The sequence below is a fragment of the Roseateles sp. P2_H4 genome, from assembly GCF_056403315.1.
In genome coordinates this window covers 196,622-217,785 of record NZ_JBFUFR010000003.1, presented here as the reverse complement: position 1 = coordinate 217,785, position 21,164 = coordinate 196,622, and the positions used below count along the sequence as shown (strand labels likewise).

Annotated in this window: 21 protein-coding genes; 10 read left to right on the top strand and 11 right to left on the bottom strand. The window is 68.5% G+C overall.

From position 1 onward, the window contains the following. Positions 1–55 precede the first annotated feature (55 nt). The 5 genes from AC1DW3_RS03875 to AC1DW3_RS03855 all read right to left on the bottom strand — a co-directional run bounded on the left by AC1DW3_RS03875 (position 56) and on the right by AC1DW3_RS03855 (position 3,220). The gene (locus AC1DW3_RS03875) at positions 56–487 is read right to left on the bottom strand and encodes a hypothetical protein (RefSeq protein WP_477928746.1); all 432 of its coding nucleotides are present in this window, start codon (positions 485–487) and stop codon (positions 56–58) included. Between the two features lie 38 nt (positions 488–525). Beyond that, positions 526–948, bottom strand: a complete 423-nt coding sequence (locus tag AC1DW3_RS03870) for a hypothetical protein (RefSeq protein WP_477928744.1) — start codon at positions 946–948, stop codon at positions 526–528. A 67-nt stretch (positions 949–1,015) separates the two neighbouring features. Next, a complete protein-coding gene (gene arr / locus AC1DW3_RS03865) occupies positions 1,016–1,432 on the bottom strand; it encodes an NAD(+)--rifampin ADP-ribosyltransferase (protein WP_477928742.1) in 417 nt (138 codons plus the stop codon). 6 nt (positions 1,433–1,438) lie between these two features. Continuing rightward, positions 1,439–1,894 (bottom strand): group II truncated hemoglobin, encoded by a 456-nt coding sequence (locus tag AC1DW3_RS03860; RefSeq protein ID WP_477928740.1) that lies wholly within the window; start codon positions 1,892–1,894, stop codon positions 1,439–1,441. 66 nt (positions 1,895–1,960) lie between these two features. After that, positions 1,961–3,220: an MFS transporter gene (locus AC1DW3_RS03855; protein WP_477928738.1), complete on the bottom strand. Its 1,260-nt coding sequence runs from the start codon at positions 3,218–3,220 to the stop codon at positions 1,961–1,963. Positions 3,221–3,258: 38 nt separating this feature from the next. On the opposite strand from AC1DW3_RS03855, the gene AC1DW3_RS03850 reads away from it, so the two are divergent. Beyond that, positions 3,259–4,113, top strand: coding sequence for an AraC family transcriptional regulator (locus AC1DW3_RS03850; RefSeq protein ID WP_477928737.1), 855 nt, complete (start codon positions 3,259–3,261; stop codon positions 4,111–4,113). Positions 4,114–4,125: 12 nt separating this feature from the next. On the opposite strand, the gene AC1DW3_RS03845 is transcribed toward AC1DW3_RS03850, so the two are convergent. Next, complete coding sequence (locus tag AC1DW3_RS03845; protein ID WP_477928735.1) at positions 4,126–4,659, bottom strand: hypothetical protein; 534 nt, start codon at positions 4,657–4,659, stop codon at positions 4,126–4,128. 220 nt (positions 4,660–4,879) lie between these two features. Here AC1DW3_RS03845 and AC1DW3_RS03840 point away from each other — a divergent pair, with 220 nt between their 5' ends. The 4 genes from AC1DW3_RS03840 (at position 4,880) to AC1DW3_RS03825 (ending at position 7,476) form a co-directional block, all read left to right on the top strand. Further along, entirely contained in the window at positions 4,880–5,077 is a 198-nt protein-coding gene (locus AC1DW3_RS03840; protein ID WP_477928733.1) for a YgaP family membrane protein, read from the top strand. A 2-nt stretch (positions 5,078–5,079) separates the two neighbouring features. Continuing rightward, complete coding sequence (locus AC1DW3_RS03835) at positions 5,080–5,616, top strand: RNA polymerase sigma factor (RefSeq protein ID WP_477928732.1); 537 nt, start codon at positions 5,080–5,082, stop codon at positions 5,614–5,616. An 83-nt stretch (positions 5,617–5,699) separates the two neighbouring features. Next, on the top strand, positions 5,700–6,377 hold the full coding sequence (locus AC1DW3_RS03830) for a hypothetical protein (protein ID WP_477928730.1): 678 nt from the start codon (positions 5,700–5,702) through the stop codon (positions 6,375–6,377). A 121-nt stretch (positions 6,378–6,498) separates the two neighbouring features. Further along, positions 6,499–7,476 carry a hypothetical protein gene (locus AC1DW3_RS03825; protein ID WP_477928728.1) on the top strand — a complete coding sequence of 326 codons (978 nt, stop codon included), beginning with the start codon at positions 6,499–6,501 and terminating at the stop codon, positions 7,474–7,476. Here the strand turns inward: AC1DW3_RS03825 and nadB are convergent. Next, on the bottom strand, positions 7,473–9,074 hold the full coding sequence (nadB, locus tag AC1DW3_RS03820; RefSeq protein WP_477928726.1) for an L-aspartate oxidase: 1,602 nt from the start codon (positions 9,072–9,074) through the stop codon (positions 7,473–7,475). The genes AC1DW3_RS03825 and nadB overlap by 4 nt on opposite strands. Before the next feature lie 226 nt (positions 9,075–9,300). Between nadB and AC1DW3_RS03815 the strand changes: the two genes are divergently transcribed. Further along, entirely contained in the window at positions 9,301–11,301 is a 2,001-nt protein-coding gene (locus tag AC1DW3_RS03815) for a S9 family peptidase (protein ID WP_477928724.1), read from the top strand. 7 nt (positions 11,302–11,308) lie between these two features. Next, positions 11,309–13,264, top strand: a complete 1,956-nt coding sequence (locus tag AC1DW3_RS03810; RefSeq protein WP_477928722.1) for an alpha/beta hydrolase family protein — start codon at positions 11,309–11,311, stop codon at positions 13,262–13,264. Here AC1DW3_RS03810 and AC1DW3_RS03805 read toward each other — a convergent pair. Continuing rightward, positions 13,254–14,129 carry a sterol desaturase family protein gene (locus tag AC1DW3_RS03805; RefSeq protein WP_477928720.1) on the bottom strand — a complete coding sequence of 292 codons (876 nt, stop codon included), beginning with the start codon at positions 14,127–14,129 and terminating at the stop codon, positions 13,254–13,256. The two genes, AC1DW3_RS03810 and AC1DW3_RS03805, sit on opposite strands and share 11 nt — an antisense overlap. A 127-nt stretch (positions 14,130–14,256) precedes the next feature. Here AC1DW3_RS03805 and AC1DW3_RS03800 point away from each other — a divergent pair, with 127 nt between their 5' ends. The 3 genes from AC1DW3_RS03800 to AC1DW3_RS03790 are packed head-to-tail and all read left to right on the top strand — an operon-like array spanning position 14,257 to position 17,622. Then, positions 14,257–15,243 carry an AraC family transcriptional regulator gene (locus AC1DW3_RS03800; RefSeq protein ID WP_477928718.1) on the top strand — a complete coding sequence of 329 codons (987 nt, stop codon included), beginning with the start codon at positions 14,257–14,259 and terminating at the stop codon, positions 15,241–15,243. After that, positions 15,240–16,223, top strand: a complete 984-nt coding sequence (locus tag AC1DW3_RS03795) for a DUF2804 domain-containing protein (protein ID WP_477928716.1) — start codon at positions 15,240–15,242, stop codon at positions 16,221–16,223. Before AC1DW3_RS03800 ends, AC1DW3_RS03795 begins: the two co-directional genes overlap by 4 nt. A 58-nt stretch (positions 16,224–16,281) precedes the next feature. Next, entirely contained in the window at positions 16,282–17,622 is a 1,341-nt protein-coding gene (locus AC1DW3_RS03790) for a GGDEF domain-containing protein (RefSeq protein ID WP_477928715.1), read from the top strand. A 30-nt stretch (positions 17,623–17,652) separates the two neighbouring features. Here AC1DW3_RS03790 and clpB read toward each other — a convergent pair whose 3' ends face one another. The 3 genes from clpB to AC1DW3_RS03775 all read right to left on the bottom strand — a co-directional run bounded on the left by clpB (position 17,653) and on the right by AC1DW3_RS03775 (position 21,144). Then, positions 17,653–20,247, bottom strand: a complete 2,595-nt coding sequence (gene clpB, locus AC1DW3_RS03785) for an ATP-dependent chaperone ClpB (protein ID WP_477928713.1) — start codon at positions 20,245–20,247, stop codon at positions 17,653–17,655. 61 nt (positions 20,248–20,308) lie between these two features. Next, complete coding sequence (gene crcB, locus AC1DW3_RS03780) at positions 20,309–20,674, bottom strand: fluoride efflux transporter CrcB (protein WP_477928711.1); 366 nt, start codon at positions 20,672–20,674, stop codon at positions 20,309–20,311. Further along, the gene (locus AC1DW3_RS03775) at positions 20,671–21,144 is read right to left on the bottom strand and encodes a molybdenum cofactor biosynthesis protein MoaE (RefSeq protein ID WP_477928709.1); all 474 of its coding nucleotides are present in this window, start codon (positions 21,142–21,144) and stop codon (positions 20,671–20,673) included. Before AC1DW3_RS03775 ends, crcB begins: the two co-directional genes overlap by 4 nt. Positions 21,145–21,164 lie beyond the last annotated feature (20 nt).

Below are 21,164 nucleotides of genomic sequence, written 5' to 3'. Positions count from 1 at the left end.
GGGGCCGCACACGTCCCCTGAGCATGGGCTTGCCGGTCAGCGGGTCGCCACTGCATCAGGCAGACCGACGCTGCATTGAAAGAATAAAGGCCGTAGCAACGACGGCGACCACGGCGCCCGCGAGCTGATGGAGCAAGAACACCGTCATACCCGCGCAGATGAAGCCAACACTCAGGTAGAGCGAATCCTCTTCACGGTGCTCCGCCCACAGCGCGTACGCAAATGCGGCCACGGCGAGGTAGACCGCGAAAACTCCTAGTGCGGTGACGACCCAACCGTCGGTGATGGTGAGCAGTGTGGTGCCAAGAATCTCCGGCGTCGCTCCGGGGTCCGGCTCACGAAGAATGCCGAGCTTGCGCGCCAGCTCAAGCACGTGCCCGCCACGGGGGCGTCGGAGAAGTTCGAACTGCTGGGCCGCGAGAGCTATCGCGACGGAAAGACCGCCGTAGACGGCGCTGGCAAAGCCATGAGCATTCGCATCTTTCAAAGTAGCACTCTGAGTCCGATATCAGGCCGGCTTGCCCGTCAGCGGGTCGCCCCGTCGATGGCGCGATCGATGGCTTTTTCCTTGAGGGTGTCATCGCGCGTGATGCCCAAGGCCTTGTGCAGCGACGACGGCCCGCTGCTGGCCTCGGCAGGCTTGGGGACCGGCGTGGCGGGCAGCACGGTGACCGAACCCGCCGTCACGGCCAGGTCGCGGTAGCCGGGCGGGCATTCGGCATTCGTGTAGGAAATCTCCTGGCCCTTGACGCATTTGCGCAGGCCACCCGGCCGGGCCTTGGGCCCAGAGGCACCCGCCGCCGGGCGACTGTCGGTCGAAGCTTCGGCCAGGCTCTGGACCTTGGCGGCCGACGTCCCCAGCCAGGCCTGCAGCGGCTCCCGCTGTTGCCAGGCCAGGCCGAGGGCGCCCACCAGGAGCAGTGCAATGACAAGACCGCGAATCGACATGGAAGGCGAAGATGAAGTGGATGGTGTCCACTTTAGCGGCGATGCCTGCGGGCGCCGCCAGACCGGCTCAGTCGTCGACGGCCTCGATGCCCAGCTGCCGCATGCGTTCCACATGCGCCAGCATGACCTGCAGTTGCTCGGCCGAATGCCCCTGCCATTCCAGCACTTCGCCCGCCACACGCAGGGGCGATTGGCTGCGGTAGGACTGGGTCGGGTTGCCCGGGAACTTCTTGTCCGTCAGATTGGGGTCGTCGGCGATCTCGCCGGTCGGCTCGACGACATAGATGCGACCGCGCCCATCCCCCACTGCCAGCTCGGCACCCCAGACCGCCGCCTCCAGCGTGGTGGACAGGTAGACGTGGTTCGCCTTCCGGCGCGTTCCGTAGTTGGACGTGTGGCCGACCTGGATGAGGTCACCCACCTTCAGATCGGCCTTGGTGCCGTGGTAGTAGCGCGGGGCGCCGGGATCGATGTCTTGCGTCATCGCGGACTAAGCCCTCACCAGGCCCTGCCACGACCAGTGCGGCAGCCTCAGGTCGTCGGGCACGGTCTGGCCGCGGCTCGGGTAGGCGGCCATCGCCTGCGTCGTGGCCCAGGCGAAGTAGTCATGCAGCACCTGGCGCAGCTCGGCGTCGGCCACGCCGGCGTCAGCCAGTGCATCATCGAAGCAGGCAATCGCGCGACTGTCCATCTCCTCGTGCGGGCCGTTGCCACTGTGGCTTCGCACGACCGCCGAGTGGCTGCCGAGCTGCGCGCTGTACAGCGCCGGGCCACCCCAGGCCTCGGCCCAATAGGCTGCGAGGCGCTCGGTGTGCTGCGGATGGAAGCCATGGCTGAAGGCATGGGCGACGACTTCGTCGGCCAGCACCCGCGCGTGCCAGGCCTGGGCCAGGCGCAGCACGGCGTCCTGGCCGCCCAGGGCATCGAACAGACTGTCTTGTCGCATGGCTCCTCCTGGCCGGATCGGGCCGCGACGATGCCCGGCACCAGGCCGCCCGTCAAGCCGTCGCGTTCAGGTGGCCGCAGCCACCATCGCGCGCCGCCGCGCCAGGCCCATGCCCACCAGGCCGGCCGACGCCACGCCCATCAGCAGGGCGGCCGCCGAGCCGGCGAACACGCCGCGCGGCATGCCGTGGTCCAGGATGGCGCCGAACACCGGTGCGGCCAAGGCGAAGCCGATGTCCAGGCCCGAATAGACGGTGCCATACACCCGGCCCGTCGCYCCCGGCGGCGAGGCGCGCTTGATCAGCATGTCGCGCGAGGGGCCGGCCAGGCCGGTGCCGAAACCGGCCAGCGCCGCGACCGTTGCCGCCAGCAGGCCGGGCAGCACGCCCGTCGCGACCAGCAGCAGCAGCCCCGCGGCCAATGCCAAGGCCAGCGCGATGGTGCGCTCCAGCCGCTCCGCCTTGGCCACCAGGAAGCCGCCGCAGACCATGCCGGCCGCGCCGGCCAGCATGTAGCCGGTGACGACATAGGCCGTCAGCGCCAGCGGCAGGCCGTAGATCTGGTGCAGGGCCGGGCTGGCGAAGCTCTGGATGGCTGACAGCGCCGCCGTGCTCCAGAAGAAGAAGGAGAAGCACAGCCAGACCGAAGGCAGCTTCAGGAAGGCCATGGGGTGCTCGACCTGAGCGCCGGCGGCAGGCTTGGCGTGCCCCCACGATCCTTGACGGTCATCAATGGCATTCCGCTGCCAGAACAACAGGCCCATCACCGCCAAAGCGACCAGGGCCGTGCCCAGGTACGCAAAGCGCCAGTTGCCCGTGGCCTGGGCAATGTTCATGGAAAACACTGGCGCCAGCGCCCAGCCCAGGTTGCCGCTGATGCCGTGCACCGAGAAGGCATGACCCAGGCGCGGCTGCGACACGCGCTTGTTCAGGATGGTGAAGTCGGCCGGGTGGAAGGGCGCGTTGCCCACGCCGGCCAGCGCCGCCGCCAGCATCAGCCCGCCAAAGCCCTGGGCCAGGCCGGCGGCGACAGAGGCGAGGAAGAAGCTCGCCATCGCGGCAAACAACACCGGGCGCGCACCGATGCGGTCGACGATGAAACCCGACAGCGCCTGGCCGGCGCCCGAGATGACGAAGAAGGTCGTCACCAGCAGGCCCAGCTCCGAGTAACTCAACCCGAACACGGCCTTGAACACCGGAAACAGCGGCACCAGCAGCATGTGAAAGAAATGCGAGGTGCCGTGGGCGACGCCGATGGTGGAGATCGTCGTGACGTCGCGCCGGCGCTGCAGGCCGGCGTCGAGAGAAGAAGCAAGGGTTGCACTCATGACCCTACTCTAGGCAACGGCGAATCGGCGCAGTTACGATGATTCGTCAAGTTCTGTCGAAATCCAGCCACCCCATCGCCGTGTCCTCCAACCGCCGCAGCTTCCCCGCCTTCTCGCCCGAGCTCTTCGCGCCGACGCCCGACCGGCCCCTGCGCGCCAAATCGCGGCTGCTGGAGCATCTGGCCGACATCCAGCCCCACCGCCATGACTGGGCCCAGCTGGTCTTCTCCATGACCGGCGCGGTGCGCGTGAATACCGAGGCCTCCACCTACATCGTGCCGCCGTCGCGGGCAGTGTGGATCCCGCCCGGCATCGTCCATGCGGTGACGGCCATCGAGCAGTGCGACCTGCGCACGCTCTACCTCGGTCCCGAGCTGCTGGCCGGCGAGACCTGGCAGGTGGGCCGCGTGCTGGAGGTGTCGCCGCTGCTGCGCGAGCTGGTGCTGGCCCTGCCCGCCGTGCCCGACCCGGCACCGCAGGAAAGCCACGAGGACACCGCGCGGCGCCGCGGCATCGAACAGCTCGTGCTCATCGAACTGCAGCGTGCCCGCTCGCTGGCACTGGGCGTCGCCCTGCCCCAGGATGCGCGCCTGCGCAAACTCTGCGAGGCCATGCTGAACGAGCCGGGCCGCCACGCGGGCCTCGACGAATGGGCCGCCGAGGCCGGTGCCAGCCCGCGCACGCTGAGCCGGCTGTTCCGCGAGCAGCTCGGCACCAGCTTCGCGCAGTGGCGCTCGCAGCTGCTGCTGGCCCATGCGCTGACGCTGGCGGCGCGCGGCCGCCCCATGAGCCATATCGCGGCCGAGCTGGGCTATGCCAGCGCCAGCGCCTTCACGGCCATGGTCACTCGCACGGTGGGCATGCCGCCGAGCCGGTTCTTTGCCGAAGCCTGACGGCGGACTCCGCTATTTGGCTGGTGTTGGCGGCGACCCAAGGGCGAATGCAGTCAGCTCCCCCGCGCAGCCCAGGTAGAACAGCACCAGACCCACGACGAGCGTGATCGCGTGAGGGAAGGCGACGTGGGGCATGAAGCCGGCGAAGCGATAGAAGCCGTTCGCGCCCCTGGCGGTGATGGCCTTCGGTGCGACGGCCCCATTGCCAAGCGTGCGGTGCGCCGTCGACCACGACCAATCGATGCGTGGGCTGGACACCTGCTTGTCGCCTGCGGCGGCCGCGTCGTACTGATGCATTTCGATCTCGCGCATCCGCACGTAGTGGCGCATCTGATGCCGCTTGCCGGCATGCTCGATGATCCAGAACGCCACGCTGCTGGCGGCGGCGATGAGGAAGTAGCCATAGGCCCGGTACTGGAAGCCCAGGCCCAGGGCCGCCAGGCTCAGCGTCACGCCCCAACCCTTGACGGTCAGCATGCGCTGGTCAAAGTCCGCAATCGACTTCACCAGGGCGAAGTACTCGTCCTTTTCATATGCGTCAGACATGACGTCTCCCGGTGCGAGTGAGCTGGCTTCAGTATTGGAGGCTCAAGCTGCACGCCACATCCTCAGCTTGGAGGATGGGCCCCGTGGCTGCCGCTGGCGCCGGCTCAGCGACGCTTCTGGGCGAGTGACTCAAAATATTTTCTTTCGACCGCGAATCCTTTTCGCCAGCCGGCGCCTCTTAGTGTCCGAGGGTCGTCCTCGATGCACTTGGAGTTGAACCATGTTCTATGTGAAGAATGTTCCGACCGGCGAGCGCGTGCTGCGCGTGCTGGCGGGCGCCATGGCTGCCGGCCTGGGCCTGACGATGCTGGGTGGCGCGGCGGGTTGGCTGGTCGCCGCGAGCGCCATCGGCCTGGTGGCCTCGGGCCTGTTCGGCTATTGCCCCGCCTGCGCCCTGGTCGGGCGCAAGCTGAAGTAGCCGTGGCCCTGGCCGCCCATCACCTGCCCTTGCTCGCCGCCGCCCACGGCGGCGACCCAGGGGCGCTGGAGCAGTTGCTGCGCATCACGCGGCCGGACATCCGCCGCTATGCCCAGCAGCACTGCCTGCTCAGCGACGTGGACGACGCCGTGCAGGAGGCCCTGCTCATCGTCGCGCGCAAGCTGCCGTCGCTGCGCGTGCTGGCGGCCTTCTCGGGCTGGGCCATCCGCCTCGTGCAGCGCGAATGCCGTCGACTGGGCCGCGTCACGCTGCGCTACGACCCCTACGACGAAGAGAAGCTGGAGCAATGGCTGGTCGCGCATGACGAGGTGGGCCTGCGGCGCGAGTTGGTGGCGGCACTGGAGTCGCTGCCGGCCCACTACCTCGAGGTCATGCTGCTGCGCGACGTGGAAGAGATGACCATCGAGGAGATCGCCACCCGCACTGGCCTGACGCGGCCCAACGTGAAAAGCCGCCTGCACCGCGCCCGGGCGCTGGCACGGGAGTACCTGCTCGGAGGGCGGCCCGCCCGTGGCTGACGGGCGGACTTCCTGCCGTCCGACTTGGCACCGGCATGCCCGGTGAAAGCATGGTGACCTCCATAACTTCGGAGACATCCACCATGAATCGACGCCACTATGTTCTGGGCGCGGCCACGCTGCTCGCTGCCATCTCGGCCCCCGCCCTCGCGCAACGCGGCGATGACGACGGCGAATTCGTCATCCTGCAGGCCCGTTACGGCACCGACCGCAACCACGTCGACGTGACCGACCGGCTGCGTGAGTTCGCGCGCCGCGATCGCCGCGTGAAGCTCACCAACGACCTCTTCGGCGTGGACCCCGACCCGGGCCGCGACAAATACCTGCGCATCTATGCCCGCGACCGTGACGGCCGTGAGCGCCGCTTCGACTACCCCGAGCGCGCCTGGATCGACGGTGGCCAGTTCACCGCCTGGGGCGGTGGCCGCTGGGGTGACAAGAACTACAACGGCGGCTGGGCCGGCAACCCCTATCGCGACCGCCATGACGGCGGACAGTTCACCATCGTCGCCGCCAATTACGGCAACCCGGGCCGCGAGGTGGATGTGACCGGCCGGCTGCGCGAACTTGCGCGCCGCGACGAGCGTTTCCGCATGGGCAATGACACCTTCGGCGTCGACCCCGACCCGGGCCGCGGCAAGCGGCTGATCATCATTGCGCGCGACGGCAACGGCCAGCAGCGCAGCTTCGAGTACGCCGAAGGCAGCACCGTCGACGGCGCCCAGTTCACCGGCTGGGGTCGCGGCGACTGGGGCCGCTGACCGTCTCGCGTTACCAACCCTTACGACGGCCCACGCCCATGGGCCGTCTGCCCTGCCGCGGATCTGCGCGTTGTGACATGGCGCGTGCGACGATCAGTCGCACCATAACAAGGAGAACGCCATGAGAAGACGCCAATGGACTCTGGGTGCGGGCAGCGCCCTCTTTGCCGGCCTGCTGGCTGGCGTGGCATTGCCGGCTACGGCCCGCGATGACGACGACGGCGAGTTCGTCATCCTGCACGCTCGCTACGGCGGCGAGCAGAACCATGTGGACGTGACCGGCCGCCTGCGCGAGCTGGCGCGCCAGGACCGGCGGTTCCGCCTGACCAATGACCTCTTCGGCGTTGACCCCGAGCCCGGCCGCACCAAGACGCTGCGCATCTTCGCCCGCGACCGCAACGGCCGAGAACGCACGTTCGATTTTCGCGAGCGCGATTGGGTCGACGGTGCCCAGTTCGTCGGCTGGGGGCGCGGCAACTGGGGCGATTCCAACTGGCAGGGTGGCTGGCAGGGCGGCGCCAATAACGCCGGCGGCGGTGACCGCCATGACGACGGCCAGTTCACCATCCTCTACGCCACCTATGGCGCCAGCGGCCGCGACGTGGACGTGACCGACCGCCTGCGCGAGCTGGCACGGCGCGACCAGCGTTTCCGCCTGACCAACGATCTTTTCGGCGTGGACCCGCTGCCGGGCCAGACCAAGATCCTGCGCATCTTTGCCCGTGACCGCAGCGGCCAAGAGCGCATTTTCGAATACAGCGAATACGGCACCGTCGACGGCAACCAGTTCGTCGGCTGGGGCCGCGGCGACTGGGGCCGTGGTGGTCGCGGCGGCGACCGGGGCCCGACCCGCCCGAGCGGCGGTCGTCTCGTCATCGAAAGCGCCAGCTACGGCGCGGAGGGCCGCTGGAAGGATGTGACCCAGGCCCTGCGCGCCCAGATTCGCGGCGAACGCTTCGAGGCCGAGGTGCGCAACGAGCTTTTCGGCTTCGACCCCGCACCCGGCCACCGCAAGCTGCTCAGCGTCACCTACCGGCTGGGCAACGAGCCGCCGAACACGGTCCGCGTCAGCGAGCGCGACACCCTTCGGCTGCCCTAGCGCCGATGGCGCTCGCTGATCAGCACCGTCGGGAAACTGACCGGTAGCGTGCGCGGATAGTCGCGGCTGAAGTGCAGGCCGCGGCTTTCGTGGCGCATCAGGGCGGAGCGGACGATGAGCTCGGCGCATTCGACGAGATTGCGCAGCTCCAGCAGGTCGCGCGTGACGCGGAAGCTGCCGTAGTAGTCGTCGATCTCGCCGCGCAGCAGCGCGATGCGGTGCAGGGCCCGCTCCAGGCGCTTGGTGGTGCGCACGATGCCGACGTAGTTCCACATCAGCAGGCGCAGTTCGTCCCAGTTGTGGGCGATGACGACCTGCTCGTCGGCATTCTCGACCTGGCTCTCGTCCCAGCTCGGGATGGGCGCGGACTCCAGCGGAGCGTGCGCGAGGATGTCGCCGGCGCAGGTCTGGCCGAGCACGACGCATTCCAGCAGCGAGTTGCTGGCCAGGCGGTTGGCGCCATGCAGGCCGGTGTAGCCGGTCTCGCCCACTGCATACAGGCCGGGCAGGTCGCAGCGGCCCAGCAGGTCGGTCACGGCGCCGCCGCAGGTGAAGTGCACGGCCGGCACGACGGGGATGGGCTGCCTGGCGATGTCGATGCCGAGCTTGAGGCAGCGGGCGTGGATGGTCGGGAAGTGCTCGATGAGGAAGGCTTCGCCGAGATGGGTGGCGTCCAGCCACACATGGTCGAGGCCGTGCTTCTTCATCTCGAAGTCGATGGCGCGGGCGACGATGTCGCGCGGTGCCAGCTCCATGCGCTCGTCATGCGCAGCCATGAAGCGGGTGCCATCCGGCAACTTCAGATGCCCGCCCTCACCGCGCAGCGCCTCGGTGATGAGGAAGCTGCGTTCCTGCGGGTGGTAGAGGCAGGTCGGGTGGAACTGGATGAATTCCATGTTCGCCACCCGGCAGCCGGCGCGCCAGGCCATGGCGATGCCGTCGCCGGTCGACGTGTCGGGGTTGGTCGTGTAGCGGTAGACCTTGCCGGCGCCACCGGTGGCCAGCACGACGGCGCGCGCCGGCAGGGTCTCGACGCGCTGGGCATCGATGTCCAGCGCATAGGCGCCGTAGACGCGCGGCGGCTCGTCGCGCTGCACATGGCGCGACGTGATCAGGTCCAGCGCCATCCAGCGCTCACGCAGCGTGATGTTGGGGTGCTTGCGGGCCACGGCCAGCAACTGGTCGTGGATGGCCTTGCCGGTGGCGTCGGCCGCATGGGCGATGCGGCGCACCGCGTGACCGCCTTCGCGCGTCAGGTGCAGGCCCATGGGACCGGTGTCGTCGGTCGTGAAGGGCACGCCCTGGTCGACCAGCCAGCCCACGGCGGCGGCGCTGCGCTCGGCGATGAAGCGGGCCGTGGCTTCGTCGACGAGGCCGGCGCCGGCGTCCTGGGTATCGCGCACATGGCTTTCGATGGAATCGTCGCTGCCCAGCACACCGACGATGCCACCCTGGGCCCAGGCGGTGGCGGCCTCGGTCAACTCGCGCTTGGCGAGGATGACGACGGGCACGGTGTCGGCCAGGTGCAGGGCCACCGTGAGGCCGGCCAGGCCGGCGCCGATGATGACGACGGGGGCGTCTTGGGGAGCAGCAGTCATGGCCGGGCATTGTCCCGCAGGGGCGGTGCCCACGGGGCGAGGTGAGGATTGCCAAGACACGCAGTCTCGCTACGCGGGCGGCTGGCCTGTGCTGGCTTCAGCCCTGACCTCCTGCAGGGCCGGCACAGGCCGCCCCCCTGCCCCCGGGGGCATGCCCCACGACCCAACTGCGGTCGACGCACTATCCTTCGCGCCGCCAAAAACAATCGCAATCAGGGAGATGACCATGGCCACACGCCTGCGCGCCGCCGCGCTCGCATTCGCATTTGCCTGCGTGGGCGTTCCACTCGCCCAGGCGGCCCCGCCGCCGGCCGAGGTGTTCTACAAGGATGCGGACATCACCTACGCCGTGCTGTCGCCCTCGGGCCGGCGCCTGGCGGTCACGACGGCCAAGGGCACGGCACGCATCGGCCTCGTCGTCTACGACCTCGCACCGGGCGGCCGCATCCTGCGCGTGGCCCAGTTCCCCGAGGCGGACGTGATGAATGTGCACTGGGTCAACGACGAGAGGCTGGTGTTCGGCGTCACCGACTACAGCGCGGGCAGCGGTCGGCCCGCCGGCGCACCGGGACTGTTCACGGTGAAGACGGACGGTTCGCCGGCCCGCCAACTGGTGCGGCGCCAGTGGAAGCCGCTCGTCAACGACGGCCGCGACGACCGCATGCTGGACTGGAACCATCGCCTGCTGGCCGTGCCGCCCTCGCGGCCCGGCAAGATCAACGAGGAGGTGCTGCTGACCGAGTTTTCCTACGGCGGCGAGGGCATAGAAACGCCCGTCTGGCTGAACACGGCCAGCAACACCGTTCGCAGCGTCGACTACAAGGAGCCGGTACACACGGTGGGGTTTGTGGCCGACAACCTCGGCGAGCCGCGCATCGCGCTGACCCAGTTCAAGAACCGCCAGGCGGCCTATTGGCAACCGCCCGGCACCCGGGAATGGAAGCAGCTCTACGAGGCGGACCTGAACACCCTGCCCTATCGCATCGAGGCAATAGACAACACCGGCGCGATGTTCGTCTCGCGCGAAGAAGGTGCGCAGGGCTACCGCGCGCTGTCGCGCTACGACTTCGCGACCGGCGCGCCGGAGGCCAAGCCCCTGGTCGCCGTGCCGGGCTTTGATTTCAGCGGCGACTTCATCACCGACGAGGCCGGCCGCACGCTGGGCGTGCGCGTCACCGCCGATGGCGAGACGACGATCTGGTTCGATGCGGCGATGCAGGCCTTCCAGCAGCGCGCCGACAACCTCTTCGCCGGCCGCATCAACCACATCGACTGCCGCCGCTGCGGCACGCCGGACATGGTGGCCCTGGTGCTCAGCTACAGCGACCGCAACCCGGGCCAGCTCTACCTCTTCCAGGCCAAGCCGCCCGAGGGCGAGAAGAGCTGGCGGCTGATCAAGGCCGTGCGCGAGGACATCAAGCCCGACCAGATGGCCGCGCTGGAACTGCAGCGCATCAAGGCGCGTGACGGCCGTGACCTGCCGGTGTGGGTCACCCGCAACCCCGATGCCAAGGGACCGCTGCCGGCCGTCGTGCTGGTGCACGGCGGCCCCTGGGTGCGCGGCGGCGAATGGCGCTGGAATGCCGATGCCCAGTTCCTGGCGTCGCGCGGCTATGTGGTCATCGAGCCCGAATTCCGCGGCAGTGCCGGCTATGGCACCGCCCACCTCGAAGCGGGTTTCAAGCAATGGGGCCAGGCCATGCAGGACGACGTGGCCGACGCGCTGCGCTGGGCACAGAAGGAAGGCCTCGCGAGCGACAAGGCGTGCATCGCCGGTGCCAGCTACGGCGGCTACAGCACGCTGATGGGCCTGATCAAGGACCCGACGCTGTACCGCTGCGGCGTGGCCTGGCTGGCCGTGACCGACCTGGAGTTGATGGTGACGGGCTCCTGGCTGGTGGACGACAGCACGCATGACGACTTCCGCAAGTACGCCATGCCCGAGCGCGTCGGCGACGCCGTGAAGGACGCCGCCATGCTGGCCGCCAACTCACCACTCAAGCAGGCGGCCCGCCTGAAGGCCCCGCTGCTGCTGGCCTTTGGCGAGCAGGACCAGCGCGTGCCGCTGGTCCACGGCAAGCGCATGCGCGATGCCTTGCGGGCGGCAGGCAACGACCCGGTGTGGGTGACCTACGCCGGCGAGGCGCACGGCTTCGGCGTCGTCAAGAACCACGTCGATTTCGCGGAGCGCATGGAGGCCTTCCTGGCCAAGTATCTGAAGCCTTGAGCATCTGATGGCAATGACGTTCCTGACCTTGATGCGTGCCTGTGGGCTGGCTGCGGTGCTGTGGCTGGCCGGTGGCGTTGCAGGCGCACAGCCGGCGCAACTGTTCTTCAAGAACGCCGACATGGAAGAGGTGCTGCTGTCGCCCTCGGGCCTCAAGCTTGCCATCCTGTCCAACCAGGGCGCCGAGCGCGTAGGACTGGCGGTGCTTGACCTGGCGCAGGGCAGCCAGGCCAGGCGCATCGCGCACTTTCCCGACGGCGACATTCGCAACGTGCATTGGCTGGATGAGGACAAGCTGGTGTTCAGTGTCCGGCGCGCCGACGATGGCCCCGAGAAGTACGGGTCACCGGCCGCGCTGTACACGGTCAGCGGCGACGGGACGTCGCTGCGGCGGATCTGGTCGGGCCATCACCGCATCCTGAGCGTGCCGGCGCCCGTGGCCGGCCAGGCCAACGAGCAGATCCTGATGGGCGTCTGGAGAGACGGCGACGGTCTGGTGCCGCAATGGCTGGATGTACGGCGCGCCTCGACCCGTACGTTGCCGGCACTGGACGCGCCGCCGCACGTGGCCGACTGGATCGCCGACAGCCGGGGCGAACTGCGGGTGGCCTTGACCTGGCACGACGGCATGCAAGCGGCCTTCTGGCGGGCACCCGGCAGCGCGAAATGGAACAAGCTCTACGAAAGCCCCGAGCTGGCGGTGCCCTTCCATGTCGAGGGAGTCGACGACTCCGGCGGCCTGTACGTGACGCGCAGCGAAGGTCCCGAGGGCTACCGCTGGCTGTCGCGCTACGACTTCCAGGCCGGCAAGCCAGAGGACCGTGCCATCGTCAGGACGCCTGGGTTCGACTTCAGCGGCCGCCTGCTGAATGCGGGCGGCCGGCTGCAGGGCATCCGATTCATCGTGGACGGGGAGTCGACCCACTGGTTCGACGCGTCCATGCGGGCCTTCCAGGAGCGCGTCGACGGCATCTTTCCCGGCCATGTGAACCGCATCGATTGCCGCCGCTGCGGCGCAGCCGACATGGTGGCAGTGGTCCGATCGTTCAGTGACCACGAACCTGGCAGGTTCTATCTGTACCAGGCCCAACCGGCCCAGGGCGAGAAAAACTGGCGCCCCGTCGGCGCCAGGATGGACGGGATCAACGCCGCCCAGATGGCCGGCATGACCTTGCACCGCATCGCGGCGCGCGACGGCCGAGAACTGCCGGTCTGGGTGACGCGGCCGGACGCCGCAACCGGCCCGCGGCCGGCCGTTGTGCTGGTGCACGGCGGGCCCTGGTTGCGGGGGCGTCACTGGGAGTGGCAAGCGACGCCGCAATTCCTTGCGTCGCGGGGCTATGTGGTCATCGAACCGGAGATGCGTGGCAGCGACGGCTACGGTTCGGCGCACCTGCACGCGGGCTTGAAGCAATGGGGCCAGGCCATGCAGGATGACGTGGCCGATGCGCTGAAGTGGGCCCAAGCCCAAGGCATGGCCAGCGACAAGGCCTGCATCGCGGGCGACAGCTACGGCGGCTACAGCGCGCTGATGGGGCTGGTCAACGACCCTGCGCTGTACCGCTGTGGTGTCGCCGGCTTCGCCCCCAGCGACCTGAGGCTGTACCTGCAAGGCTCAGCGTGGATCGCCGATGACATCTCCCTCGGTGCGCGTCGGTTCGTGGCCCCCGATATGGTGGGCGACATCGATCGGGACGCGGTCATGATCGACGCCCAGACGCCCGTGAAGCAGGCTGCCAGGATCAAGGCACCCGTCATGCTGGTCTACGGTCGTCGTGACTGGCGTGTGCCCCTGGCGCACGGGGAGCGCATGCGCAAGGCCTTGCAAAGCTCAGGCAACGAGCCGGTCTGGCTGACCTATCCCGACGGCGGGCATGGCCTGTATTACCTGAAGGACCGGGTGGACTACGCCGAACGCCTGGAAGCCTTCCTGGCCAAATACCTCGGCCCAGCTAGCCCTTGAACCCGTTGCAATGCCGCCGCCACTCCGGCGGCTTCCACAGGTGGGCCAGGCGCATGCCCCAGGTCTTTTCCTGGGCCATGTCGTGGAACATCGCCCGCCATTCGTGGGCGTTCAGCCAGAACAGGTTGTGCGTGTAGAAGGGGTGCTCCAGCCCGTAGTCCACCGCCTCTTCCTCGGGCTCGAAGGTGCCGAACATGCGGTCGAAGATGATCAGCATGCCGCCGAAGTTCTTGTCGATGTACTGCGGGTTGCGGCCGTGGTGGGCGCGGTGGTGCGAGGGCGTGTTGAAGATGAACTCGAACCAGGCCGGCATCTTGCCGACCCAGCTCGTGTGCACGAAGAACTGGTAGCCCAGGTTCAGCGACAGCGCGAACAGCACCCAGCGCGGCTCGAAGCCCAGCCACACGGCCGGCAGGTAGAACAGCCAGTTGCCGGCGATCGGATAGAACCAGCTCTGGCGCAGCGCGGTGCCGAAGTTCATCTTTTCCGAGCCATGGTGCACGACATGGGCGCACCAGAACCAGCGGATGCGGTGGCTGCCGCGGTGAAAGCCGTAATAGAGGAACTCGACGAAGAGGAACAGCGCGACGAAGCGCCAGACGGTGACGTCGATGGTGAAGAGGCGGTGGTCGTAGACCCAGCCCATGGCCGGCAGCACGAGGACGACGAGCAGGATCAGGTCGGCCACCAGATAGCTGCCGCCGCTGTTCATGCTGTCGAAGGTGTCCCAGAGGTCGAAGACGCCGGTCTTGCGGAAGCGCCAGGCCTCCATCGCGATGAAGATGCCGAAGATGGGCGACAGCATGACCAGCGTCAGGTCGCGCCAGTCGCCGTGGCGGTGGTAGAGGTCGAGCAGCCAGTCCATGGCCGAATGATGCGACTTCGGCGCCACGCCGGCTTGACGGGCGACCCCAGGTTTTTGACAAATCACGCCAGCGCTGGCGTTATCCCGGCCGCCCGCGCCCAATGTGCTGCTGCATCATCGCGCCCCCATGGATGAGACCCGTGTCGCCGCCAGCTATGTCCAGCTGCTCTTCGAGCACCTGGCCAAGCTGGGCCGTGCCGACGCCCTGGGCGCGCCGCCCGCGGCGAGCGAAACCTTCGTGTCCATGCGCCGCTGGCAGGCCCTGCTGGAGCAGGCCCGCGACCTCGACCCCGGCGCGAAAACCACCTTCCCGCTGCGCCTGGCACGCGGCATCGCGCCGCGCCATTTCGGCGTCGTCGGCTTCGCGGCGCTGGCCAGCGGCACTCTGGCCGAGGCGCTGATGCGGCTGGAGCGCTATCACCGCTCGGTCTATGACGCCAACGTGGCCCAGGTCCATCCCGTCGCTGAAGGCCTGTGCATCGAATGGGGCGTGGAGCGCGGCCGGCCGGGCGCGCTGGTCGACGAGACCGCCATCGCCGCCCTGGTGCAGCTGGCGCGCGAGTTCACCGGCAAGCCGGTACGCGCCCTGGCCGTCGACTTCGTCAACCGCCGCCCAGCCGACCTGCGGCCCTACGAAGACTTCTTCGGTGGCCCGGTGCGTTTCGACCAGCCGAGCACGCGCATCGTGCTGTCGCTGCGCGACCTGGCCCTGCCCATGCGCGGCGCCGATGCGGCCCTGCTGGCCTTGCTCGACGCGCAGGCCGAACGCCTGCTGCAGGAGGTGGCCGCCGTCAGCGAGCCGGTGGGCGTCTGGCGCCAGGCCCTGGTGGGCCTGATCCGCAGCGGCCGCACCTCGCTGGCCGACTTGGCCCTGAGCCTGCAGATGAGCCCGCGCAGCCTGCAACGCCGCCTCACTGAACAGGGCCACAGCTTCCAGACCCTGTTGAGCCAGACGCGCCAGCAGCTCGCCGAGGCCTATCTGCGCGACGCCAATGTCGAGCTGGCCGAGGTGGCCCTGCTGCTCGGCTATTCCGAGCAAAGCGCCTTCACGCGCGCCTTCCGGCAATGGACCGGTCAGGCGCCGCTGCAATGGCGCCGCCAGCATTCAAGATGACTCCAGCTCCAGCATCCGTCCTCATCGACGGCACCCCCGCCCATGGCCGCCATGCCGGCCGCATCCCGCGCATCGACTGGTCCCTGTTGCGCGAGCGCCGCTCCTGGCTCTGGCACAAGCTGCACCACAAGCGCTGGCACTACGTCGGCCTCGGCAACGAGCAGCTCTTCATCGGCGTGGCCATCGTCGACCTGGGATGGGCCTGCAGCGCCTTCGCCTACCTCTTCGACCGCCGCCGCCGCAAGCTGCTGGCGGACTGGAGCCAGGACGGCCTGCCGGGCTTGCAGGCGAGGGTGTCCGACGAGCCGCTGGCGGGGGCCGACGCCTGGTTCCGCGGCCTGGGCGCGCAGCTGTCGCTGCAGCATGCACCTGGCGATGTGCTGCGCCTGCGTGTCGCCACGCGGGCCCTGCGCATCGACGCCGAACTCGACTTGCACGACATGGCCGCGCCATTGCTCGCCGTCGGCCCGATCGCAGGCGGCCTGTCGCATGCGACACAGAAGACCAGCGCCCTGCCCGTCCTCGGTTCGGCCGAGGCCGACGGCCAGCGCTTCGATCTCGACGGCGCCTGGGCCGCGGTCGATGCGTCCAACGGCCTGCTCGCGCGCGACACCGCCTGGCGCTGGGCCAGTGCCCATCGGCCGGATATCGGCTTCAATCTGCAGCAGGGCTATTTCGGCAATCAGGAGAACGTGCTGTGGCTGGACGGCCAGCCCATCGCGCTGGGCGCGGCGCACTTCGAGTTCGACGCCGCTCGGCCGCTGGACCCGTGGCGGGTGAGCACCGAGGACGGGCTGCTCGACCTGGTGTTCACGCCCGAGGGTGCGCGTGCGGCCAACAAGGACCTGGGCTTTGCTGCCAGCCGCTATGTGCAACCGGTGGGCAGCTTTGCCGGCAGTGTGCGGGCTTCGCCCGACGCGCCGGCCAGACCGGTCACGGGCTTGCTCGGCGTGACCGAAGACCACCATTCGCGCTGGTGACCCAGGCAGGCGGCTTCCCGCCCGCTGCCCAGGTCGATACAGTGAGTCGCGTCGCGTCATGCCCGCAGCCGTCAACACATTGCAGCAACCCAACCCCTTCCACGTCCGCCCTCTGTTGGCCGGCATTGCGCTGACCGTGCTCCTTCTGCTGGGTCAGGCCTGGTTGCCCGAACGCAGCCTGGATCTGGCGGCACCCGGCGCGGTCAGCAACTTCTTCCTGATCGCGCCGGGCGAAGTCCAGGGCGAGCCTCCGGTGCAATGGGTCGACGCCGACCGTCGGCACTGGCGTTGCCGCTACCCGGCCCAGGCGCCTTCGCAAGGCTGCGGCATGACCCTCGTGCTGAGCGGCGAAGACCCGAAACGCGGCCTGGACCTCAGTCGCTTCGAAACCCTGGCGGTGGACCTGGCCTACAAGGGCAGTTCGCCCTATGTGCGGGTGGCGCTGCGCAACTTCGACCCAAGGTTTTCCAAGCTGGAAGACGGCAACAGCTCGCGCATGCAGTCGGTCAATATCAGGCAGCGCGACATCGCCACCCCCCTTCTCCTCGACCTGGGCGAGCTGACAGTGCCGGAGTGGTGGATCACGCAGTTCAATCTGCCGCGCGAGTACAACCGCCCCAGCGTCGAGAACGTGACGACCCTGTCCATCGACGTGCCTGCCGATGTCGCCGGTCAGCCCCAGGACATGGAGTTGCGCCATCTGACGCTGAAGGGGCCGTGGATCGGCCGCGACACCGTCTATCTCGGCCTGCTCTGCGCCTGGCTGCTGGCGGCCTGCCTGGTCGTGACGCAACACTGGCGGGCGCTGCGACGCAGCCACAGCCACCAACAACGTGAGATCGACGCGCTGACCGCGCGCACACGCCTGCTGCGCATCGAACAGGACAAGCTGCGCCGCCTGGCCACCATCGACGAGCTGACCGGCGTGCTGAACCGACGCGGCCTGGAATCCGCGCTGGAAGACTTCGAAGGCCAGCCCGATGGTGTCGCACTCGTGCTGCTGGACATCGACCACTTCAAGCACATCAACGATCGCTGGGGCCATGCCATCGGCGATGAGGTGCTGCGCCGCATGGCCGCCGTCATCACAGCCAATCTCAGGGCCAGCGACGTGATCGGCCGCTGGGGCGGCGAGGAGTTCCTCGTCGCCTGCCAGGGCCGCCACGTCGACGATGCCATGCGCCTGGCGGAAAAGCTGCGCGAGGCCGTGCAAAACGGCAGCTTCGACGCGAAGGGCCGCTTCGCCATCACGGCCAGCTTCGGCGTCGCGCTCGCACCGCCCGGCACATCGACCCACCGCGCTTTCAAGCGCGCGGATGCGGCGCTCTACCGGGCCAAGTCGGCTGGCCGCAACCGCGTCGAACTCGACACGGCACACGACACCGCCACCACGCTTTGAGCGTGGCGCGGTGCCGGCCTTGGCCAGCCCTCAGTGCACGACGCGCCCGAAACTGAACTCGCCGCCCTCCACCTGCACCGGGATCACATCCTTGGGCCCGAACTTGCCCTGCAGGATGAGCTTGGACAGCGGGTTCTCGACGCGCTGCTGGATTGCACGCTTCAGTGGCCGCGCACCGAAGACCGGATCGAAGCCGACCTTGGCCAGCTCGTCCAGGGCTGCTTCGCTGACGTCCAGCTTCATCTCCATCTTCTCCAGGCGCGCTTCGAGCAGACGCAGCTGGATGCGGGCGATGGACTTGATGTGGTCGGCGCCCAGCGCATGGAAGATGACGGTCTCGTCGATGCGGTTCAGGAACTCGGGCCGGAAGTGGGCCTTGACCTCGCCCCACACCGCTTCGCGGATGACCTCGTCCTTCTCGCCCGACAACGCCATGATGTGCTGCGAGCCGAGGTTGGACGTCATGACGATGACGGTGTTCTTGAAGTCCACGGTGCGGCCCTGGCCGTCGGTCAGGCGGCCATCGTCCAGCACCTGCAGCAGCACGTTGAAGACGTCCGGGTGCGCCTTCTCGACCTCGTCGAGCAGCAGCACCGAATAGGGCTTGCGCCGCACGGCCTCGGTCAGCGTGCCGCCTTCCTCGTAGCCGACATAGCCCGGGGGCGCGCCGATCAGCCGCGAGACCGAGTGCTTCTCCATGAACTCGCTCATGTCGATGCGCACCATGTGGTCGTCGCTGTCGAACAGGAAGCCGGCCAGCGCCTTGCACAGCTCGGTCTTGCCCACCCCCGTAGGGCCGAGGAAGAGGAAGCTGCCCAGCGGCCGGTTCGGGTCGCTGAGGCCGGCGCGTGAACGGCGGATGGCGTCGGACACGGCCTGGATGGCCTCGTCCTGGCCGATGACGCGCTCATGCAGCTTGGCTTCCATCTGCAGCAGCTTCTCGCGCTCGCCCTGCATCAGCTTGGAGACGGGGATGCCGGTGGAGCGCGCCACGACCTCGGCGATCTCCTCGGCGCCGACCAGCGTGCGCAGCAACTGCGGCCTGCTCGCGTCCCCTGCCTTGCCAGCCTCCTTGGCCTGGGCTTCCTTGAGCTGCTTCTCGAGCTCCGGGAGCTTGCCGTACTGCAGCTCGGCGACCTTGTTGAAGTCGCCCTTGCGCTTCCATTCCTCGATGTGCTGACGGGCGCGGTCGATCTCTTCCTTGACGTGGGCCGAGCCCTGGGCCTGGGCCTTCTCGGCCGTCCAGATCTCTTCCAGGTCGTTGTACTCGCGCTGCAGCTTCAGCAGCTCGTCCTCGATGAGGCCGAGGCGCTTGATGGAGCCCTCGTCCTTTTCCTTCTTGACCGCCTCGCGCTCGATCTTGAGCTGGATCATGCGGCGGTCGAGCCGGTCCATCGGTTCGGGCTTGGAGTCGATCTCGATCTTGATCTTGGCCGCGGCCTCGTCGATGAGGTCGATGGCCTTGTCGGGCAGGAAACGGTCGGTGATGTAGCGATGGCTCAGCTCGGCCGCGGCAATGATGGCCGGGTCGGTGATCTCCACGCCGTGGTGGACCTCGTACTTCTCCTGCAGGCCGCGCAGGATGGCGATGGTGGCCTCCACCGTCGGCTCGTCGACCAGCACCTTCTGGAAGCGGCGCTCCAGGGCGGCGTCCTTCTCGACGTATTTGCGGTATTCGTTCAGCGTCGTCGCGCCGATGCAGTGCAGCTCGCCACGCGCCAGGGCGGGCTTGAGCATATTGCCGGCGTCGATGGAGCCTTCGGACTTGCCCGCACCCACCATGGTGTGGATCTCGTCGATGAAGAGGATGGTCTGGCCCGCGTCCTGGCTGACTTCCTTCAGCACGCCCTTCAAGCGCTCCTCGAAGTCGCCGCGGTATTTGGCGCCGGCCAGCAGCAGGGCCATGTCCAGCACCAGCACGCGCTTGCCCTTCAGCGAATCGGGCACCTCGCCGTTGATGATGCGCTGGGCCAGGCCCTCGACGATGGCCGTCTTGCCCACGCCCGGCTCGCCGATCAGCACGGGGTTGTTCTTACTGCGGCGCTGCAGCACCTGGATCGTGCGGCGGATCTCCTCGTCGCGGCCGATGACCGGGTCCAGCTTGCCCATGCGGGCGCGCTCGGTCAGGTCCAGCGTGTACTTCTTCAGCGCCTCGCGCTGGCCTTCGGCCTCGGCAGACTCGACCTTCTGGCCGCCACGCACCGCCTCGATGGCGGACTCCAGGGAGCGGCGCGTCAGCCCATGGCCGCGCACGACGCCGGCCAGGTCGGTCTTGGCCTCGGTCAGCGCCAGCAGGAACATCTCGCTGGCGATGAACTGGTCACCGCGCTTGGTGGCCTCCTTCTCGGCCGCCTGCAGCAGGCTGACGAGGTCGCGCCCGGCCTGCACGGTCTGGCCCGAGCCGCTGACCTGGGGCAGGCCGGCGATGAGGCCGTCCAGCGCCGTGCGCAGCCCGCCGGCATTGACGCCGGCGCGCTCCATCAGCGCGCGTGGGCCTTCGTCCTGGGCCAGCATGGCCGCCAGCACATGGACGGGCTCGATATAGGGGTTGTCGCGGGCCAGGGCGAGGCTCTGGGCCTCACCCAGGGCCTCCTGGAAGCGGGTGGTGAACTTGTCGGCACGCATGGTGAAGAAATCCTCCGGTTGCGAAGCCAAGTGGGCGCCCTTCAGCGCTTTTCAAGTTGCGCTAAATCAAGGCCTGCATGAGACGCATGCCCAGCCACGCGGCAAAAAGYGCTCCCAGCACATGGGCCAGCGTATGGGCAGCGGCCATGCCGAGGTCGCCATGGCGCAGCAGGGCCAGCGACTCGCCCGAGAAGGCCGAAAACGTCGTCAGCCCGCCCAGGAAGCCGGTCACCAGCAAAAGTTTCAGCAACTCGTTCGGCTGGCGGCCGAACCACTCCAGCGCCATGCCGATCAGCAGGCCGCCCACCAGGTTGACCAGCAGGGTGCCGAGCGGAAATCCCATCCATCGGCTGTTGAACAGCACGCCAGCCTGCCAGCGCGCCAACGCCCCCAGCGCGGCGCCGAGGGAAACCGCGACCGCGTTCAAACTGCATTCCCCCTAGCAATCCCCCAGCGCGCCGCCGCCTCGTCGTCCGCCACGCGGGCGTCCACCCAGTGCGCGCCATCCGGCGTGTGCTCCTTCTTCCAGAACGGCGCCTGGGTTTTCAGATAGTCCATCAGGAATTCGCAGGCTTGAAACGCCTGCCCTCGGTGGGCGCTGGTGACCAGCACGAGAACGATCTGATCGCGGGCCTCCAGGCGGCCGACGCGGTGGATGACCTTGGCGGCGCGGATGTCGAAACGGGCCAGCGCCGCGTCGACCATGGCCTCGATGGCCGCCTCCGTCATGCCAGGGTAGTGCTCCAGCTCCATCGCCGACACGGCCGCGCCGCTGCTGCGCTCGCGCACGGTGCCGACGAAAGCGACGGCGGCACCGACGCCGCCATCCCCTATCCGCAGGGCGGAGGTTTCGGCGCCGACGTCAAAGTCCTGCGTCTGGATGCAAACTCTAGGCATGGCACGGATTCTCACCTCGG

Bases quoted from the DNA above. Each gene is read 5' to 3' on its own strand.
- AC1DW3_RS03870 (WP_477928744.1), bottom strand. From the start codon at position 948: ATGTCGATTCGCGGTCTTGTCATTGCACTGCTCCTGGTGGGCGCCCTC.
- arr (WP_477928742.1), bottom strand. From the start codon at position 1,432: ATGACGCAAGACATCGATCCCGGCGCCCCGCGCTACTACCACGGCACC.
- AC1DW3_RS03860 (WP_477928740.1), bottom strand. From the start codon at position 1,894: ATGCGACAAGACAGTCTGTTCGATGCCCTGGGCGGCCAGGACGCCGTG.
- AC1DW3_RS03850 (WP_477928737.1), top strand. From the start codon at position 3,259: ATGATTCGTCAAGTTCTGTCGAAATCCAGCCACCCCATCGCCGTGTCC.
- AC1DW3_RS03845 (WP_477928735.1), bottom strand. From the start codon at position 4,659: ATGTCTGACGCATATGAAAAGGACGAGTACTTCGCCCTGGTGAAGTCG.
- AC1DW3_RS03840 (WP_477928733.1), top strand. From the start codon at position 4,880: ATGTTCTATGTGAAGAATGTTCCGACCGGCGAGCGCGTGCTGCGCGTG.
- AC1DW3_RS03830 (WP_477928730.1), top strand. From the start codon at position 5,700: ATGAATCGACGCCACTATGTTCTGGGCGCGGCCACGCTGCTCGCTGCC.
- AC1DW3_RS03825 (WP_477928728.1), top strand. From the start codon at position 6,499: ATGAGAAGACGCCAATGGACTCTGGGTGCGGGCAGCGCCCTCTTTGCC.
- nadB (WP_477928726.1), bottom strand. From the start codon at position 9,074: ATGACTGCTGCTCCCCAAGACGCCCCCGTCGTCATCATCGGCGCCGGC.
- AC1DW3_RS03815 (WP_477928724.1), top strand. From the start codon at position 9,301: ATGGCCACACGCCTGCGCGCCGCCGCGCTCGCATTCGCATTTGCCTGC.
- AC1DW3_RS03810 (WP_477928722.1), top strand. From the start codon at position 11,309: ATGGCAATGACGTTCCTGACCTTGATGCGTGCCTGTGGGCTGGCTGCG.
- AC1DW3_RS03805 (WP_477928720.1), bottom strand. From the start codon at position 14,129: ATGGACTGGCTGCTCGACCTCTACCACCGCCACGGCGACTGGCGCGAC.
- AC1DW3_RS03800 (WP_477928718.1), top strand. From the start codon at position 14,257: ATGGATGAGACCCGTGTCGCCGCCAGCTATGTCCAGCTGCTCTTCGAG.
- AC1DW3_RS03795 (WP_477928716.1), top strand. From the start codon at position 15,240: ATGACTCCAGCTCCAGCATCCGTCCTCATCGACGGCACCCCCGCCCAT.
- AC1DW3_RS03790 (WP_477928715.1), top strand. From the start codon at position 16,282: ATGCCCGCAGCCGTCAACACATTGCAGCAACCCAACCCCTTCCACGTC.
- clpB (WP_477928713.1), bottom strand. From the start codon at position 20,247: ATGCGTGCCGACAAGTTCACCACCCGCTTCCAGGAGGCCCTGGGTGAG.
- AC1DW3_RS03775 (WP_477928709.1), bottom strand. From the start codon at position 21,144: ATGCCTAGAGTTTGCATCCAGACGCAGGACTTTGACGTCGGCGCCGAA.